Raw genomic sequence first — 16,093 nt, 5'->3', positions numbered from 1 at the left:
GGCGGGAGGGGTCAGGCGCGGGTCAGACGCACCGTGGCGATCTGGAACGCGCGCAGCTCCAGCCGGAGGTCCCCGCCCAGTGCGCGCGGGGTGTCGAGCGTGCGTTCGAGCAGGTCGGTCTCGACCGCGCCGGTGCAGTCGAAGCCGGGGCGCAGCACCGCGCGGGCCCGGCCGCCGTGCGCCTCGTAGAGCCGCACGACCACGTCGCCGGAGCCGTCGTCGGCGAGCTTGACCGCCTCGACGACGACGGCGCCGGTGCCGCCGTCGTCGACGGTCACCAGCGGCTCGACCGGGCCGGACCCGGTGATCTCCCGGGTGCCCAGTGCCACCCGGTAGCCCTCGCGGACGGCGTCGGGGATCTCCGTGCCGGGGGTGAGCGTGCACCGCAGGACGTGCTCGCCGGAGTCGGCGTGCGGGTCCGGGAACTGCGGGGCCCGCAGCAGCGACAGCCGCAGCAGCGTGGTCGTCCCGGCGGCGGTGCCGTCCGGCCCGGGCCGGGTGTCGCGGGTGATGTCGTGGCCGTAGGTGGCCTCGTTCGCGACGGTGACGCCGTAGCCGGGCTCGCCGACGTGCACGAACCGGTGCGCGCAGGTCTCGAACCGGGCTGCGTCCCACGAGGTGTTGGTGTGCAGCGGCCGGTGCAGGTGCCCGAACTGGATCTCCGAGGTGGCGCGCTCGGCGTGCACGTCGAGCGGGAACGCGAGCTTGAGCAGCTTCTGGCGCTCCTGCCAGTCCGCGTGCACCCGCACCTCCAGGGCGCGACCGCCGGGGGCGAGGGTCCAGTCGGTGGTGACCGTGCTGTCCCCGGCCACGACGACGGTGCGCACCCCACCCGGGACCGGCTCGGCCGACGAGGACTGCGGCAGCCCGGTCTCGACGCGGCGGTAGTGCCGGTCGACGTCCCAGGCGTCCCACTCGTTGGGGATGTCCTGGAACAGCTGCAGGCCCGCGGTCGCGCCGGGGGCGAGGACCGCCCGGCCGGCGTCGAGGTCGTCGAGGGCGTGCACCCGGCCGTCGTCGCCGACCAGCACCGACAGCCGTCCGTTGCCGATGCGGTGGCCGCCGTCGACCCGCTCGACGGTCACCTCCGGGCCGTCCGGCGCCGCGGCCGGGCCGATGCCCAGCGCGGGTGCGCCGTGCAGCGGGTAGGGGCCCGCGTTGGCCCGCAGCACGACGTCGCCGTCCCCGGCCAGTGCGGCCAGCGCGCCGTCGACGATCGTCTCCAGCTCGGCGGTGACCGCGGCGTGGTCGCGTTCGGCGTCGTGGTGGACCCAGGCGATGGAGCTGCCCGGCAGGATGTCGTGGAACTGCAGCAGCAGGACCTTCTGCCACAGCCGGCGCAGGTCCTCGGCCGGGTAGGGGGCGCCGGTGCGGACGGTGGCGGTGGTGGCCCACAGCTCCGCCTCGCGGAGCAGGTGCTCGTTGCGCCGGTTGCCCTGCTTGGTGCGGGCCTGCGAGGTGTAGGTGCCGCGGTGGTACTCCAGGTACAGCTCGCCGGACCACACCGGCGGGTCCGGGTAGTCCGCCTCGGCCTCGGTGAAGAACTCCTCCGAGGTGCCGATCCGCACCCGCGGCGCGCCCTCCAGGTCGGCCTGGCGGCGGGCCAGGGCGAGCATCTCCCGGGTGGGGCCGCCGCCGCCGTCGCCGTGGCCGAAGGGCACCAGCGAGACGCCGGCGCGGCCCTTCTCCCGGTACTGGCGCTGGGCGCGGTCGAGCTCGTCGGCGGTCAGCTCGGAGTTGTAGGTGTCGACCGGCGGGAAGTGGGTGAACACCCGGCTGCCGTCGAGGCCCTCCCACAGGAACGTGTGGTGCGGCATCCGGTTGGTGTCGTTCCAGGAGATCTTCTGGGTGAGGAACCAGCGCGACCCGGCCGCGCGGACCAGCTGCGGCAGCGCGGCGGTGTAGCCGAACGAGTCCGGCAGCCACACCTCGAGCGGCTCGACGCCGAACTCGTCGAGGAAGAACCGCTTGCCCTCGACCAGCTGGCGGGCCAGGGCCTCGCCACCGGGCATGTTGGTGTCCGACTCCACCCACATGCCGCCGACCGGCACGAATGTCCCGGCGGCGACGGCGTCGCGCAGCCGGGCGTACAGCTCGGGGTAGGTGTCGCGGACCCACCGGTACTGCTGTGCCGAGGAGCAGGAGAACCGCAGCCCGGGGTCGGTCTCGGCGAGGGTCAGCACGTTGGAGAAGGTGCGTGCGCACTTGCGGACGGTCTCGCGCGTCGGCCAGAGCCACGCCGAGTCGATGTGCGCGTGCCCGGTCGCGACGACGCGGTGCGCGCTGGCGTGCGCGGGTGCGGCGAGGGCGGGGGCGAGCCGCTCGCGGGCCGGCCCCGCGGTCGTCGTGAGGTCGCGCGGGTCGATCACGTCCAGGGCGTCCTCGACGGCGGACACGATCAGCGCGTGCCGCGCGGTGTCCGGGTCGAGCCGGTCCAGCCAGCCCTGCAGCACGGTCAGGTCCTGGTCGAGCTCCCAGACGGTCTCGTCCAGCAGCGCCACGTCGACCCGGCGCAGCGTGTAGAGCGGGTCGGAGCCCGCGGTCGCCGGGTCGCCGAGCGGGGTCGGGACGAACCAGCCGTGCTCGGCGATGTGCGGGTTCGCGGCGGCCTCGACGAACAGGTCGACGGTGTCACCGGTGACGGGCACCCAGGCGTTGCGCGGCTCGATGCCCTTGACGATGCGACCGTCCGGGCTCCAGACGGTGCCCTCGGCCTGGAAGCCCGGGTTCTCGGTGCCGAACCCCAGGTCGACGACGGCCTCCACGCGCGTCCCCGGTGCGTCCCGCCAGTCCGCGGGCACGGCGCCGGTGGCGCGGAACCACACGGTGCTCCACGGACGCCCCCACGCCGAGAGGTGACCGCGGCCCACCGGGAACGGGGCGTAAGCCTGCCCGGCGGCCTCGGCGAACCCGACGGGCTCGCCCGGGACCTCCCAGGCGGCGACCTCCAGCGGCCGGGCGTCCCGGTACCGGGACCGCTCCAGGTGCTCGGAGCGGAAGCGACGCAGGCGGTCGACGACGAAACGGGTCCGGTCGTGCACGAACTCTCCAGCCGGTGGGCGACGGTGCCGCAGTTAGTAAAAACGATGGAAGAAATGACCACAAGAGTCCGGTCGACGCGTGGTGCGCGACAGGCGACCGCGAAGTGAGGTGAGGCTAAGTTCATCGGCAGAGTCCGTATCGTCCCCCGGAGGACCCGTGTCCACAGCCCTGCTCGAGCGTCCCGTCGTCGAGATCGCCACCCGCCGCCAGCTCCTCGCCGCGGTCGGCACGGCGGGCCTGCTCGCCGCGTGCGGCCGCCCCGCGGCGACCGTCGGCGCCCCCGCCGGGCGCACCCGCAGCGTCACGACCGCGCTGGGCACCTACGACGTGCCCGTCGCCCCGGTCTCGGTGCTCGCCGTCGACTCGCGGGTCGACCTGGAGACCGCCGTCGCGCTCGGCCTGCCGGTGTCGGCGACCAGCCTGCGTCCCCCGGCCGCGTGGGTCCCGGCCCCGCCCGGGCTGCCGGTCCTCAAGGGTCCGATCGTCGACGAGGAGGTCCTCGCGCTGGGCCCGGACCTGATCGTCTGCTCGGCGGAGGACGACGGCGAGTACTGGCCGACCGCCCGGCTGCAGCGGATCGCGCCGGTCGTCCCGACCTCGTTCGACGTGCCGTGGCGCGCCGACCTGACTGCGATCGCCACCCAGCTCGACCGGCGCGACGCGCTGGACCGGGTGCTGGCCGAGTACGACGCGGTCGCCGCCGGGGTCCGCGAGCGCCACCGTGCCGCGCTGGCGACGAAGCGCGTCGTCATCGCCCAGTGGCGGCCGGAGGCGGGCACGTTCGTCGTCAACACCGCCGGCCGGCTGCAGCAGCAGGTGCTCACCGACCTGGGCGGGTCGCTGTTCGGCTCCGAGCGGGCCTACGCGGCCGACCAGGAGGTGCCGCTGGAGACGATGAGCGAGTTCCGCGACGCCGACGGCTTCTACCTGCAGAACACCGGCACCGAGCGGTCGCTGGCGACCATGGCCGACGTCCCGGTGTGGCGGGAGCTGCCCGCGGTGCGGGCGGGCCGGGTCGTCGAGACCGCGGGCAACGTCAACTACGGCAGCGTCTACAGCGCCATGCAGGTCGCCCGCGACCTCGACGCGCTGTTCGCCCTGCTCGGCTGAGCGGATCCCCCGGCGCCGGACCCGTGTGGTCCGGCACCGGAACCGCTCGCCCTCAGGGGCGGGACGCCGTCGCGCCGGAGCCGTCGGTGGCGTCGGTGGCGTCCTCGCGGAACTCCAGCGGCGCGGCACCCGGCAGCGGCTTCCCGGCGGGCTCGACGAGGAACCACACGCTGACCAGCCCGATCAGTCCGGCGCCGATCAGGTAGTAGCCCGGCCAGTCCAGGTTCCCGGTGGCGGTCACCGCGGCCTCGATCACCGCGGGCGCCGTCCCGGCGAACAGTGACACCGCCAGGTTGAACGTCAGCCCGAGACCGGCATAGCGGACCAGGGTGGGGAACTGGGCGGGCAGCGTCGACGGGCAGACGCCCGCGAAGCAGACCAGGATCGCGGCCAGCAGGACCAGGCCGGTGGCCTGCCCGGCGAGCCCGAGCTGGAGCAGCCACACGATCGGCAGGCCGAGCACGACCAGTCCGATGCTCCCGGCCGCCAGTAGCGGGCGCCGTCCGATCCGGTCGCTCCAGTGTCCGACGACGACCACCGCGGCCAGCGCGAGCACGGTGACCCCGACCTGCAGCAGGGTCGCGACCTCCCGGCTGGTGCCCGCCGCGCCGGAGCGGGGCAGGGTGCCGGTGAGGTAGGTCGGCACGTACGCGGTCAGTACGTAGTTGGTGACGTTCCAGGCGATCACCAGGCCGGCGGTGACCAGCGCCGCGGAGCGGTAGCGCTTCACCAGGATCCCGAACGCGCGGCCGTGGGTCATCGTGACCAGCGCGGGGGAGCGCTCCATGAGCTGGCGGAACGCGGGCGTGTCCTCCAGGCGCAGCCGCAGGTAGACCCCGGCGATGCCGAGCGGGAGCGCCAGCAGGAACGGGATCCGCCAGCCCCAGGCGAGCAGGTCGTCGTCGGGCATCAGGGTCACCAGCGCCGCGGTGACGCCCGCGCCGAGCGAGTAGCCGACGATCGTGCCGAACTCCAGCCAGCTGCCGAAGAAGCCGCGCCGCCGGTCGGGGGCGTACTCGGCGACCAGCGTGAGCGCGCCGGTGTACTCGCCGCCCGCGGAGAAGCCCTGCAGCATCCGGATGAGCACGACCAGCACCGGCGCCGCGACGCCGATCGTGCCGTGCGACGGGACGAGCCCGAGCAGCACCGTCGCGACGGTCATCAGCAGCACCGTGGCGGCCAGCACCCGCGGCCTGCCCACCCGGTCGCCGAGGTGGCCGAACACGAACCCGCCGAACGGGCGGGCGACGAACGCCGCCGCGAACGCGGCGAGGGTCAGCACCAGCGACCACCGGCCCGCGTCCGGGAAGAGCACCCGGTTCAGCACCACCGCGGCCAGGTAGGAGTAGATCCCGAAGTCGTACCACTCGGCGACGTTGCCCACCGACGCCGCGGTGGCGGCCCGGCGGACGGTGGCCTCCTCCGCGACCGCGGTGTCGAGGGCCCGGCGACGGCTCCTGCGCGGCTTCTCGATCATGTGGCCCCTTCGCCGTCCGAGCGCGTGCCGGGACGTCCCGGCCTGCGGTGCGGCGCCTGTTCTAACATTGATATATTAGGCCGCGCAACAGCGGCCGACAGGTGGACGCAGGATCGGTACCGGGCGGTGTCAGATGGCGCTGGCGCCGCCGCCGGTCGGCGGCTGGATGCGCACGACCCGGTCGTCGGTGGCGCCGGGGGAGCCGCCGTCGCGGTTGACCGTCCCCAGCCACAGCAGGCCGTCCGGGGCGAGGGTGACCGGGCCGATCCGGCCGTAGGTGCCCTCCAGGACCGGCTTCGGGTCGCCGGTGAAGGTGCCCTCCGCGCCCGGGTTGAGCACGAACAGCGCTTTGCCGGTGCTCTGTGCGACGACGACCGCGCCCGGCAGAACCGTGCACCCGGCGACGCCCGGGCGGTCCGGCCAGGTCCAGGCGGGCGCACCGAGCGTGCCCGGCGTGACGCGGTGCAGGACGTCGCGCCCCGCGGTGCGGTCGGTGACCCAGGTGGTCCGCGCCGCGGGGTCGACGCACACCCCGCCCGGGGCGGTGAGCCCGCGGGCCAGGACCGGCGAGGCGCGGTCGGGGTTGCCCGGGGCCGGACGGCCCAGGGTGTCGATCCGCAGCACCGACCCGGCGAGCGGGCCCGCCCCGGCGGGCGTGGCGACGACCAGCGAGGAGCCGTCGGCGTCGACGGCCAGCGCCCCGCCCGGCGGCAGCCCCTCCAGCACCGGCTTCGGTGCCTCACCGGGTGCGATCCGCCAGACCCGGCCCTCGGACAGGGCGTAGAGCAGGCGGTCCTCGGCGTAGCCGGGGGACAGGACCAGCCCGGTCAGCCCGCCCGCCGGGTCGACCGGCACGGTCGCGACCGGCTGCGGGGTGGCGTTGCGGCGGACCTCCAGCACGCGCCCGGTCCGCCGCTCGGCGACGAGTGCGCGGTCGCCCTGCGGGAGCACCGCCACCGCCCCGACCGGTCCCAGGCAGGCCGCGACGACCTGCGGGTCCGGGTCGACGCACGGCTGCGGCGCCGGCGCGGCCCCCTGCTGCTGCGGCGACGGGGCCTGGCTCGACGGCGGTGCCTGCTCCTCCGGGGCCACCCGGGGCGGCCCGCCGAGCTCGCCCTCGCCCTCGGCCTGCGGGCGCCAGCCGCGGGAGCCCGCGTCGGGGAAGGTGGCGCAGCCGCTCAGCAGCACGACGAGCGTCGCGACGATCAGCAGCAGCCGGGCGGTCACGAGGAACCAGGCTAGGCCCCGCGAGGTGAGTGCCCGGTGAGTACGGTCGGGCGTCATGAGCAGCCCCGTGACCGTCCTGGTGCCGCACACCGTCGGAGCCGAGATCCTGTCCGGTGTGGACGGCCTGGATCCGGTCGTCTACGACCCGGAGAAGCCGCTGCCCGACGAGGCCGCCCACGCCCGCGTGCTGGTCGCGCCGTTCCTGGCGGGCTCCGACGCGGTCGGGATCATCGAGCAGGTCCCGAACCTGGAGCTGGTGCAGCTGCTCACCGCGGGCGCCGAGACGTGGATCGGGCGGCTGCCCGAGGGCGTCGGCCTCTCCGACGGGCGCGGCGCGCACGGCGGGGCCACCGCCGAGTGGGTGGTGTCGGTGCTGCTGGCCGTCTACCGGCACCTGGACCGATTCGTGCGTGCCCAGGACCGCGGCGAGTGGGACTACCACCAGACCGAGGAGCTGGCCGGCAAGAAGATCCTCATCGTCGGCGCGGGCGACGTCGGGCAGAAGACCCGGGCCCGTCTGGAGCCCTTCGAGGTGGAGACCGCGCTGGTCGGGCGCACCGCCCGCGACGGCGTCCACGGCTGGGACGAGCTGCCCGCGCTGCTGCCGCACTACGACGCGACCGTGCTGATCGTCCCGCTCACCGACGAGACCCGCGGCATGGTCGACGCCGGCTTCCTGGCCGCCATGCCCGACGGGTCGCTGCTCGTCAACGGCGCGCGCGGGCCGGTGGTGGACACCGACGCGCTGGTCGCGGAGCTGACCTCGGGGCGGATCCGGGCCGCCGTCGACGTCACCGACCCCGAGCCGCTCCCCGCGGGCCACCCGCTGTGGTCGGCGCCCGGACTGCTGCTCACCCCGCACGTCGGCGGCAGCGTGCCGCTGGCGATGCGCCGCGCCTACGGCGTCGCGGCCGAGCAGCTCGCGGCGTTCGCCGCCGGTGACGCGCCGCCGAACCTCGTGACCGGCGCCTACTAGGCGCGCGCCGGTACTGTCGCCGACCATGAGCGGGCCCACGCAGCAGTACGACTGGGGCAACATCTCCGGCGACGAACCGGCGGAGAAGACCCGCCCGGAGCGCATGCCGGTCCCCGCCCACCTCTCCTCCGACATCGGGCTGCTCGTGCTGCGGCTGGTCGTCGGGGCGTCCTTCGCCGCGGCGGGGGCACGCAAGCTGTTCGGCGTCGCGGGCGGGATCGGCCTCGACGCCAGCGCGACCGCGCTCGCCGACGCCGGGTTCACGTCCTTCGCCGGCCCGCTGGCCTGGGTGCTCGCGGTCGGTCAGCTGGTCCTCGGCGTGCTGCTCGTGCTGGGGCTGCTGACGCCCTTCGCCGCGGCGGGCCTGCTCGCGACGAAGGTCGTCGCCGTGGTGGTGGCGCTGGTGCCGGCCCTGTCGGTGCCGCTGTTCGCCTCGGACGGCGCGAACTCCCTGGAGCTGGACCTGCTGCTCGGCGCCGGGGCCGCGGCGCTGGTGTTCGCCGGGGCCGGGCGGATCGCCCTCGACGCCGGGCGCACCTATCAGCGACGCCCGCTGCCGTGGTCGGTGCTGTCGCTGCTGGTCGCGGTCGCGGTGTCGCTGCTGGTCCTGTTCGTGCTGCGCCGGTGACCCCTGCCGACAACGCGTGGCTGCGCCCGCTCGCCCGGCGCCGCCGTCGCGACCTCGCGGTGCGGGCCCGGACCCCGCTGACCGGCGGGTACGCCTCCGGCGGGGCCGAGCGGATCGACCTCGACGACGGCACCGCGGTCGTCCTCAAGCACACCGGGGCGGTGGAGACGGCCGCGCTGCGCGCCGTCGCGGTGGTGAACGGGCCCGTCCGGCTGCCGCGGATGCTCGGCTCCGGCGACGGCTGGGTGCTGCTCGACCACGAGCCCGGCGCGCCGCTGCCGGCCGGGGCCCCGGTACCCGACGAGGTGTGGCGCACCCTCGCGCTGGTCCACGCGCACTGGCGGCGCAACCGGCCGCGCGGCGTCCCCGTCGTCGACGACGCCTGGTGGGCGCGGCTGTGCGGGCACGCCGCGGACCGGCTGACGGCGGCCGGGCACGACACCGCGGCCGCGTCCGTCGTGGCCTGGGCCGGGGACGACCGCGCCCGCACCGCGCTGCGCGCCCTGCCCCGCACCCTGTGCCACGGCGACGCCCACCGCGGCAACGTCGTCGCCGGTCCGGCCGGTGCGGTGCTGCTGGACTGGGGCAACGCCCGCGTCGCGGTGGGGTCGCTCGACGTCGTGGTGCTGGCCGCGCCCCCGTCCGACGGCCCGGCCGACGCGCCGTCGTCGCCGGTGCCCGCGCTCTACCGGGACACCCTGCACACCGCGCTCGGCGCGCCGGACCCGCCCGCGATGGTCGCGGTGGAGACGGCGTGGGCGCGGGCGGCGGCGCACGTGCAGTACCTGCCGTTCGCCGCCGACCACCAGGACCCCGACCGGGTCACCTCGATGGTCCGGGTCGCCGCCGCGGCCCTCGACGAGCTGGGCGACCTGCTCGTCACCGCCCGCCGCGGCTGATCCCGGCTCAGCCCTTCGGCTTGGCCGTGCGACGCAGCCGGGTGTTGACGAACTCGCCCATGCCCCAGCGGCCCAGCTCACGGCCGAAGCCGGAGCGCTTCACCCCGCCGAAGGGCAGCCCGGGCAGCGTCGTGCCGTGCTCGTTGACGTAGGCCATGCCCACCTCGAGCCGGTCGGCGATCTCCTGCGCGCGCTCGATGTCACCACTCCACACCGACCCGCTGAGCCCGTAGCTCACGTCGTTGGCCAGCGTGACCGCCTCGTCGACCGAGTCGACGCCGTAGACCACGGCGACCGGTCCGAAGATCTCCTCGGAGTAGGCGTCCATGTCCTTCGTGACGCCGGTCAGCACGGCCGGGCGGAGGAACGCGCCGTCGCCGTCGGGCACCTCGCCGCCGGTGTGCAGGGTGGCGCCCTGCTCGACGGCGCGGCGCACCTGCTCGGCGACGCCGTCGCGCGCCGCGACCGAGGACAGCGGGCCGAGCCGGGTGCCGGAGTCGGTCGGGTCGCCGTGCTCGGTGGCCTCGAACGTCGAGACCAGCACCGACACGAACTCCTCGACCTTGTCGGTCGGCACGATCATCCGCTTCGGGGAGTTGCAGGCCTGGCCGCCGTTCATCAGGCGGGCCCGGGCGGCGACCTTCGCGGTGCGGGCGACGTCGGCGTCGTCGAGGACGATGAACGCGTCCGACCCGCCCAGCTCCAGGACGGCCTTCTTCAGGTTGCGCCCCGCCGTCTCGGCGACCGAGGCACCGGCCCGCTCGCTGCCGGTCAGCGAGATCCCCTGGATCCGCGGGTCGGCGATCATGTCGGCGATCTGCTCGTTGGTCGCGTAGACGTTGACGTAGACGTCGGCCGGGACGCCCGCGGTGTGGAAGATCTCGTCCATCACCTCGGCCGAGGCGGCACAGATCGGGGCGTGCTTGAGGACGATCGTGTTCCCGACGACCAGGTTCGGCGCGACGAACCGCGCCACCTGGTAGTAGGGGAAGTTCCACGGCATGACCCCGACCAGCGGCCCGATCGGCTCGGTCTGTACCACCGACTCCTGCGCGCCCTGCGGGTCCAGGGGCTCCCTGCTCAGCAGGTCCGGGCCGTGCTCGGCGTACCAGCGGTAGATCGACGCGGCCAGTGCGACCTCGCCCGCGGCCTCCTTGACGGGCTTGCCCATCTCGGTCGCGATCAGCGCGGCCAGCTCGTCGCTGCGGGCCTCGTAGGCCTCGGCCACCCGGACCAGGATCCGTGCCCGGTCGGCGGCCGGGGTCGCGCGCCACCCGGGGTAGGCGTCGGTGACGCGGCCCAGGACGTCGGAGACCGCCGCGTCGTCGAGCTCGGGGAACGTCTTCTCGGTCTTCCCGGTGGCGGGGTTCGTGGTCACGTAGGCGGTCATGGTGCCCTTCCGTCGTGGGGTGGCGCGGGTCGCGCTCCTATCCGACGGATGTCCGCTGCGGGGGGACCGGCAAACATCGGGTCCGCCTCGTCACCCCACGCCTGCCGCCTCCAGCCGGGCCCGGACGTGGGCGTGTGCCGGTGGGACGCAGCGGTCCAGCACGCCGCGCAGCTCGTCGACCAGACGTGCGGCGGGCCAGCCCGGCGGCAGCAGGACCGTGGGCAGCGCCGGCGCCCGGACCAGGTCGACGAACACCGGGTTGGTCAGCTCGACGAGGCGGCGCAGGCACCCGGCACCGTCCCCGGGCGGCGACGCCGCGGCGGCGGCCAGGCGGTCGGCGTGACCGGCCAGGACGGCCGCGACCCCGTCGAGGTCCCACGCCCCGACCGCGACGCGGGCGGCCTCGGCGGTGTCCACCGCGAGCCCGGCCACGGTCACCCGGGCACCGGGCGGGGCGTCGGCCAGCACCTCGGCGAGGTCGGCGCCGCGGTCGGCCACCGCGATGAGCACGCCCGGCTGCAGCACCCCGTACCCGGCGAGCACGGCGGTGCGCCGCAGCCGGTCGCGGTAGGCCCGCTCCTGCTCCGGGACGGCGTGCAGCAGTGCCCGGAACGAGCCCGTCCACTCCGGGGGGCGGGCGCCGAGGTCGTCGCCGAGGCGCCGGACCGCCGCCCCGAACGGGCCGTCGAGGCGCAGGTGCACGGCGCGCCCGTCGCGCCGGCCCGCGAGCTGGCCGTCCTCGCGCATCCGGGCCAGCAGCCGTCGCGCGGCGGGCTCGCGCATGCCGAGATCGCCCAGCAGCCCGACGAGCACGGCGGCGGGCAGCTCGTCACGACCGGCGACGCGCAGCAGCGACGCGACCACACCGCTCGTCGGGTTGCGCCTTGCCACGAGCGCTCCCAGCTCTACACTTCTGCTCACGGTCGTGAACCATTCCGTCCAGTTCGGGGGAACCGATGGTAGAGGCAGCGGGCCGGAACGGAATGGGGCAGGCACTGTCCTGGGCGCAGATGATCGTGCTGAGCATCGCGGTGCCCGTGGTGGTCTACGACGTCCTCACCGACCGCGGGGTCGGCCCGGTCCCCGCCCTGCTCGCCGGGAGCATCGGGCCGCTGCTCGACATCGGCATCACCTGGCTGCGCAGCCGCCGGATCGACGAGTTCGGCGTGCTCGTGCTGGTGTTCCTGGTGGTCGGCGCCGTCGTCGGGCTGGTGTTCTCCGACCCGCGGATCCTGCTGCTCAAGGAGTCCGCGACGACGGGCGTGCTCGGCCTGCTCCTGCTGGGCTCGCTGGTGCTGCTCCCGCGCCCGCTGATGTTCTGGTTCGGCCGTCGCTTCGCCACCGGCGGTGACCCGGCGCGGGTGGCCTGGTGGGACGGGCTCTGGCAGTACGCCGGCTTCCGCCGCACCCAGCGCGTGCTCACCGCGGTGTGGGGCGTGGTGCTGGTCGCCGAGGCGGTCGTGCGGATCGTGCTGACCTACCGGCTCCCGGTCGCGACGATGGTGGTGGTGAACGCCGTCGTGCCGCTCGCGGTGCTGGGCGTGCTGATCGGCTGGACCGTGCTGTACGCCCGGCGGGCGCAGGCCGCGGGACAGCGCCGCGCCGCGGCCGCCGCCTCCGGCTGAGACGGCGGCCGGGCGCCCGGCTCAGCGGCCGACGTTGCGCTGCAGGTGCGCCGGGTAGCGCTCCCCGGCCACCGCCGACGACGGGGCGGCCGCCTCGATCTCGGCCAGCTCGTCCGCCGACAGCTCCAGCACGGCGGCCTCGACGTTCTGCTCCAGGTAGGTCCGCCGCTTGGTCCCCGGGATCGGCACGACGTGCTCCCCGCGGCTCTGCACCCAGGCCAGCGCGAGCTGCCCGGCGGTGACCCCGCGGCGCTGCGCGATGGCGGTGAGCGACTCGACGATCGCGAGGTTCGCGGCCATGTTCTCGTCGGAGAAGCGGGGCAGGCCGCGGCGCATGTCGCCCTCGCCGAGCTGGCCGGTCGAGGTGATCGCACCGGTCAGGAAGCCGCGTCCGAGCGGGGAGAACGGCACGACGCCGATGCCCAGCTCGGCACACGTCGGCGCGACCGACTCCTCGATGCCGCGCGTCCACAGCGACCACTCCGACTGCACCGCGGCGGGCGGGTGCACGGCGTGGGCGCGGCGGACGGTGTCCGCGCCGCACTCGGAGAGCCCGTAGTGGCGGATCTTCCCCTCCTCGATCAGCCCGGCGAGCGCGCCGACGGTCTCCTCGATCGGCGTGTCCGGGTCGACGCGGTGCTGGTAGTAGAGGTCGATGTGGTCGACGCCGAGGCGGCGCAGCGACTCCTCGGCGCACCGCCGCACGTAGGCCGGGTCGCCCTGCGCGCCCTGGTTGCCCGCGGCGTCGCGGACGATGCCGAACTTCGTCGCCAGGACCACGCGGTCGCGGCGGTCGGCGATCGCGGCGCCCACGAGCTCCTCGTTGGCGCCGTCGCCGTAGACGTTCGCGGTGTCGAGCAGGGTGACGCCCAGGTCCAGGGCGCGGTGGATCGTCGCGATCGACTCGGCGCGGTCGGAGGTGTCGCCGTAGGCCGCGCTCATGCCCATGCAGCCCAGGCCCTGGGCGGAGACGGTCAGGTCGCCGAGACGGCGGGTGCCGAGGCGCATTCCGGTAGCCATGCCAACCAACCTAGACGCGAACGGCCCCGGTCCGCAGGGCGCGGACCGGGGCCGTCGGGACGTGCGGGATCAGGGGATGCGGCGGACCGCCCCGGTGTCGGCGCTGGTCGCCATGTGGGCGTAGGCGCGCAGGGCCTTCGACACGACGCGCTGCCGGTCGACGGGCTGCCACGGCCGCTCGGAGGACTCCATCTTGGCGCGCCGGTCGGCGAGCACCTCGGCGTCGACGAGCAGCTCCAGGGACCGGGCGCGGACGTCGAGCCGGACCCGGTCGCCGTTCTCCACCAGCCCGATCGTGCCGCCGGCGGCGGCCTCGGGGGAGACGTGGCCGACCGAGATGCCCGACGAGCCGCCGGAGAATCGGCCGTCGGTGATCAGGGCGCAGACCTTGCCCAGCCCGGCACCCTTGAGGAACGCGGTCGGGTGCAGCATCTCCTGCATGCCCGGCCCGCCCGAGGGGCCCTCGTAGCGGATGACCAGCACGTCGCCGGGCTTGATCTCCTTCTTGAGGATCGCCGAGACGGCGTCCTCCTGGCTCTCCAGCACCACGGCCGGGCCCTCGAACTCCCAGATGTCCTCGGGGATGCCCGCGGTCTTGATCACGGCGCCGTCGACCGAGAGGTTCCCGCGCAGCACGGCCAGGCCGCCGTCGGCGGAGTAGGCGTGCTCGAGGTCGCGGATGCACCCGCCCGCCGCGTCGGTGTCGAGGGAGGACCAGCGGTTCTCCGTCGAGAACGCCTGCGTGGTCCGGACCCCGCCCGGCGCGGCGTGGTAGAGCTCGACCGCGGTCTCCGACGGGGCCGACGACCGGATGTCCCACTCGGTGAGCCACTGCTCCAGCGTGGGGGAGTGCACGGTGTGCACCCCGGTGTTGAGCAGCCCGGCCCGCCACAGCTCGCCCAGCAGGGCGGGGATGCCACCGGCCCGGTGGACGTCCTCCATGTGGTAGTCCGAGTTCGGCGCGACCTTGCTCAGGCACGGCACGCGCCGGGAGATCGCGTCGATCGCGGCGAGGTCGAAGTCGATCTCGCCCTCCTGGGCGGCGGCCAGGATGTGCAGCACCGTGTTGGTGGAGCCGCCCATCGCGACGTCGAGCGCCATCGCGTTCTCGAACGCCTCGCGGGTGGCGATGTTGCGGGGCAGCGCGGACGCGTCGTCGTCGCGGTACCAGCGGGTCGCCAGGTCCATCACGGTGCGCCCGGCGTTCAGGAACAGCTCGCGGCGCGCGGCGTGCGTGGCCAGGGTGGAGCCGTTGCCCGGCAGCGAGAGCCCGAGCGCCTCGGTGAGGCAGTTCATCGAGTTCGCGGTGAACATGCCGGAGCAGGACCCGCAGGTCGGGCAGGCCGAGCGCTCGACCTCGGCCAGGCCGGCCTCGTCCACCTCGGACGACGCGGACGCCGAGATCGCGGTGATCAGGTCGGTGGGTGCCTGCGCGACCCCGCCGACGACGACCGCCTTGCCGGCCTCCATCGGCCCGCCGGAGACGAACACGGTCGGGATGTTCAGCCGCATCGCGGCGTTCAGCATGCCCGGCGTGATCTTGTCGCAGTTGGAGATGCACACCAGGGCGTCGGCCGCGTGGCCGTTGACCATGTACTCGACCGCGTCGGCGATGATCTCGCGGCTGGGCAGGGAGTAGAGCATCCCGCCGTGGCCCATCGCGATGCCGTCGTCGACGGCGATCGTGTTGAACTCCTTGGCGACCCCGCCCGCCTCCTTGATCGCGCCCGCGACGAGGTCACCCATGTCCTTGAGGTGCACGTGGCCGGGCACGAACTGGGTGTAGGAGTTGGCGATCGCGACGATCGGCTTGCCGAAGTCGTCGTCGCCCATGCCGGTCGCGCGCCAGAGCGAACGCGCTCCGGCGGCGTTGCGACCGTGGGTGGTGACGCGGGAACGCAGGGCGGGCATCGGTCTTCTCCAGCCGGGTCTTCCGTGGTGGTTCGTGAGGGACCCCGGTGGGCGCGTCGCGGAGCGTGGGCACGAGCCGCCCGGGGGTGCGGCGCGACGGCGGCGGGGCGGGTCGCGTCCCGCCGGCCGGCGGGCCGATCGCCCGCAACCGTACGCCCCGCGACGGGCGTCAGTGACCCTCGGCCGGATCCTCCGGGTCGGTCACCGCGGCCGGGTCGGCGAACCGGCCGCCGCTGGCGACCGAGAGCGCGGGCAGGTCGCGCGCGTGCACCGCGGGCAGGACGAGGGCGTCGTCCTCGCCCAGCACCGCGCTGACCCGCGAGCGCGAGCCGATCCGCAGACCGCGCACGTCGTCCCAGTCCACGGTGCGGGAGGAGAACGCGCCGCGGACGGTCAGCGTCTCCGGGTCCACGGTGGTGCGGACCCGCAGGATCCAGGCGATTGCCGCGGCCGGGGCCAGCAGCACGACCCAGAACCACGGCAGGCTGAACACCAGCGGCGTCGACCCGACGACCGCGACCAGGATGGCGAAGATGGTCAGCCGGCTCGGCTTGAACACCAGCGCGCGCGAGCCCACGCGGAGCTTGCGGCCCTCGTCGCGGACCCGGGGGGTCCACGCCAGCTCGCTGTCCACCTGCTGGGACGCCCCCGGGGCCGGCTGCGGCTCGGCGGAGGTGGGGTCGGCGGGGACGGCGCGGTCGTCGGTGCTGCTCACGACCCCAGTGTGACAAATCCGGACCGTGACCCCACGGCCCGGACGGGTGGGGTCGTTTGACTCCGTCCGTGGG

13 protein-coding genes are annotated in these 16,093 nt (G+C 75.0%); 5 read left to right on the top strand and 8 right to left on the bottom strand.

Annotation, left to right across the window (positions count from 1 at the left end):
* Positions 1-11: 11 nt before the first annotated feature.
* Positions 12-3,041: an alpha-mannosidase gene (locus DMP17_RS40395; protein WP_337832315.1), complete on the bottom strand. Its 3,030-nt coding sequence runs from the start codon at positions 3,039-3,041 to the stop codon at positions 12-14.
* Between the two features lie 157 nt (positions 3,042-3,198).
* On the opposite strand from DMP17_RS40395, the gene DMP17_RS40390 reads away from it, so the two are divergent.
* Positions 3,199-4,152, top strand: coding sequence for an ABC transporter substrate-binding protein (locus tag DMP17_RS40390; RefSeq protein ID WP_337832314.1), 954 nt, complete (start codon positions 3,199-3,201; stop codon positions 4,150-4,152).
* Positions 4,153-4,204: 52 nt separating this feature from the next.
* Here DMP17_RS40390 and DMP17_RS40385 read toward each other — a convergent pair whose 3' ends face one another.
* Together DMP17_RS40385 and DMP17_RS40380 are read right to left on the bottom strand one after the other, a co-directional pair.
* A complete protein-coding gene (locus DMP17_RS40385) occupies positions 4,205-5,629 on the bottom strand; it encodes an MFS transporter (RefSeq protein ID WP_337832313.1) in 1,425 nt (474 codons plus the stop codon).
* 129 nt (positions 5,630-5,758) lie between these two features.
* Positions 5,759-6,856: a glucose dehydrogenase gene (locus DMP17_RS40380; RefSeq protein ID WP_337832312.1), complete on the bottom strand. Its 1,098-nt coding sequence runs from the start codon at positions 6,854-6,856 to the stop codon at positions 5,759-5,761.
* Between the two features lie 55 nt (positions 6,857-6,911).
* Here DMP17_RS40380 and DMP17_RS40375 point away from each other — a divergent pair, with 55 nt between their 5' ends.
* Genes DMP17_RS40375 through DMP17_RS40365 form a run of 3 tightly spaced genes read left to right on the top strand, consistent with a single transcriptional unit; the run spans position 6,912 to position 9,359 of the window.
* Positions 6,912-7,832: a 2-hydroxyacid dehydrogenase gene (locus DMP17_RS40375; protein ID WP_226364479.1), complete on the top strand. Its 921-nt coding sequence runs from the start codon at positions 6,912-6,914 to the stop codon at positions 7,830-7,832.
* Positions 7,833-7,857: 25 nt separating this feature from the next.
* Entirely contained in the window at positions 7,858-8,460 is a 603-nt protein-coding gene (locus tag DMP17_RS40370) for a DoxX family membrane protein (protein ID WP_226350205.1), read from the top strand.
* On the top strand, positions 8,457-9,359 hold the full coding sequence (locus DMP17_RS40365) for a phosphotransferase (protein ID WP_337832311.1): 903 nt from the start codon (positions 8,457-8,459) through the stop codon (positions 9,357-9,359). The genes DMP17_RS40370 and DMP17_RS40365 overlap by 4 nt, the downstream gene beginning before the upstream one ends.
* A 7-nt stretch (positions 9,360-9,366) precedes the next feature.
* Here DMP17_RS40365 and DMP17_RS40360 read toward each other — a convergent pair whose 3' ends face one another.
* Entirely contained in the window at positions 9,367-10,749 is a 1,383-nt protein-coding gene (locus DMP17_RS40360) for an NAD-dependent succinate-semialdehyde dehydrogenase (protein WP_337832310.1), read from the bottom strand.
* 90 nt (positions 10,750-10,839) lie between these two features.
* Positions 10,840-11,670, bottom strand: coding sequence for a hypothetical protein (locus tag DMP17_RS40355; RefSeq protein WP_337832309.1), 831 nt, complete (start codon positions 11,668-11,670; stop codon positions 10,840-10,842).
* A gap of 35 nt (positions 11,671-11,705) precedes the next feature.
* On the opposite strand from DMP17_RS40355, the gene DMP17_RS40350 reads away from it, so the two are divergent.
* A complete protein-coding gene (locus DMP17_RS40350) occupies positions 11,706-12,374 on the top strand; it encodes a VC0807 family protein (RefSeq protein ID WP_337832308.1) in 669 nt (222 codons plus the stop codon).
* A gap of 21 nt (positions 12,375-12,395) precedes the next feature.
* Here the strand turns inward: DMP17_RS40350 and DMP17_RS40345 are convergent, their stop codons facing one another.
* From DMP17_RS40345 to DMP17_RS40335, 3 genes are all read right to left on the bottom strand, one after another.
* Positions 12,396-13,394 carry an aldo/keto reductase gene (locus tag DMP17_RS40345; protein ID WP_337832307.1) on the bottom strand — a complete coding sequence of 333 codons (999 nt, stop codon included), beginning with the start codon at positions 13,392-13,394 and terminating at the stop codon, positions 12,396-12,398.
* 69 nt (positions 13,395-13,463) lie between these two features.
* Positions 13,464-15,305: a dihydroxy-acid dehydratase gene (gene ilvD, locus DMP17_RS40340; protein ID WP_226364475.1), complete on the bottom strand. Its 1,842-nt coding sequence runs from the start codon at positions 15,303-15,305 to the stop codon at positions 13,464-13,466.
* A gap of 169 nt (positions 15,306-15,474) precedes the next feature.
* The gene (locus DMP17_RS40335) at positions 15,475-16,020 is read right to left on the bottom strand and encodes a PH domain-containing protein (RefSeq protein ID WP_337832306.1); all 546 of its coding nucleotides are present in this window, start codon (positions 16,018-16,020) and stop codon (positions 15,475-15,477) included.
* Positions 16,021-16,093 lie beyond the last annotated feature (73 nt).

The sequence above is a fragment of the Pseudonocardia sp. TMWB2A genome, assembly GCF_017312135.1.
Note: the sequence above shows the minus strand (reverse complement) of the source record. Positions and strands in the feature narration are given on the sequence as shown.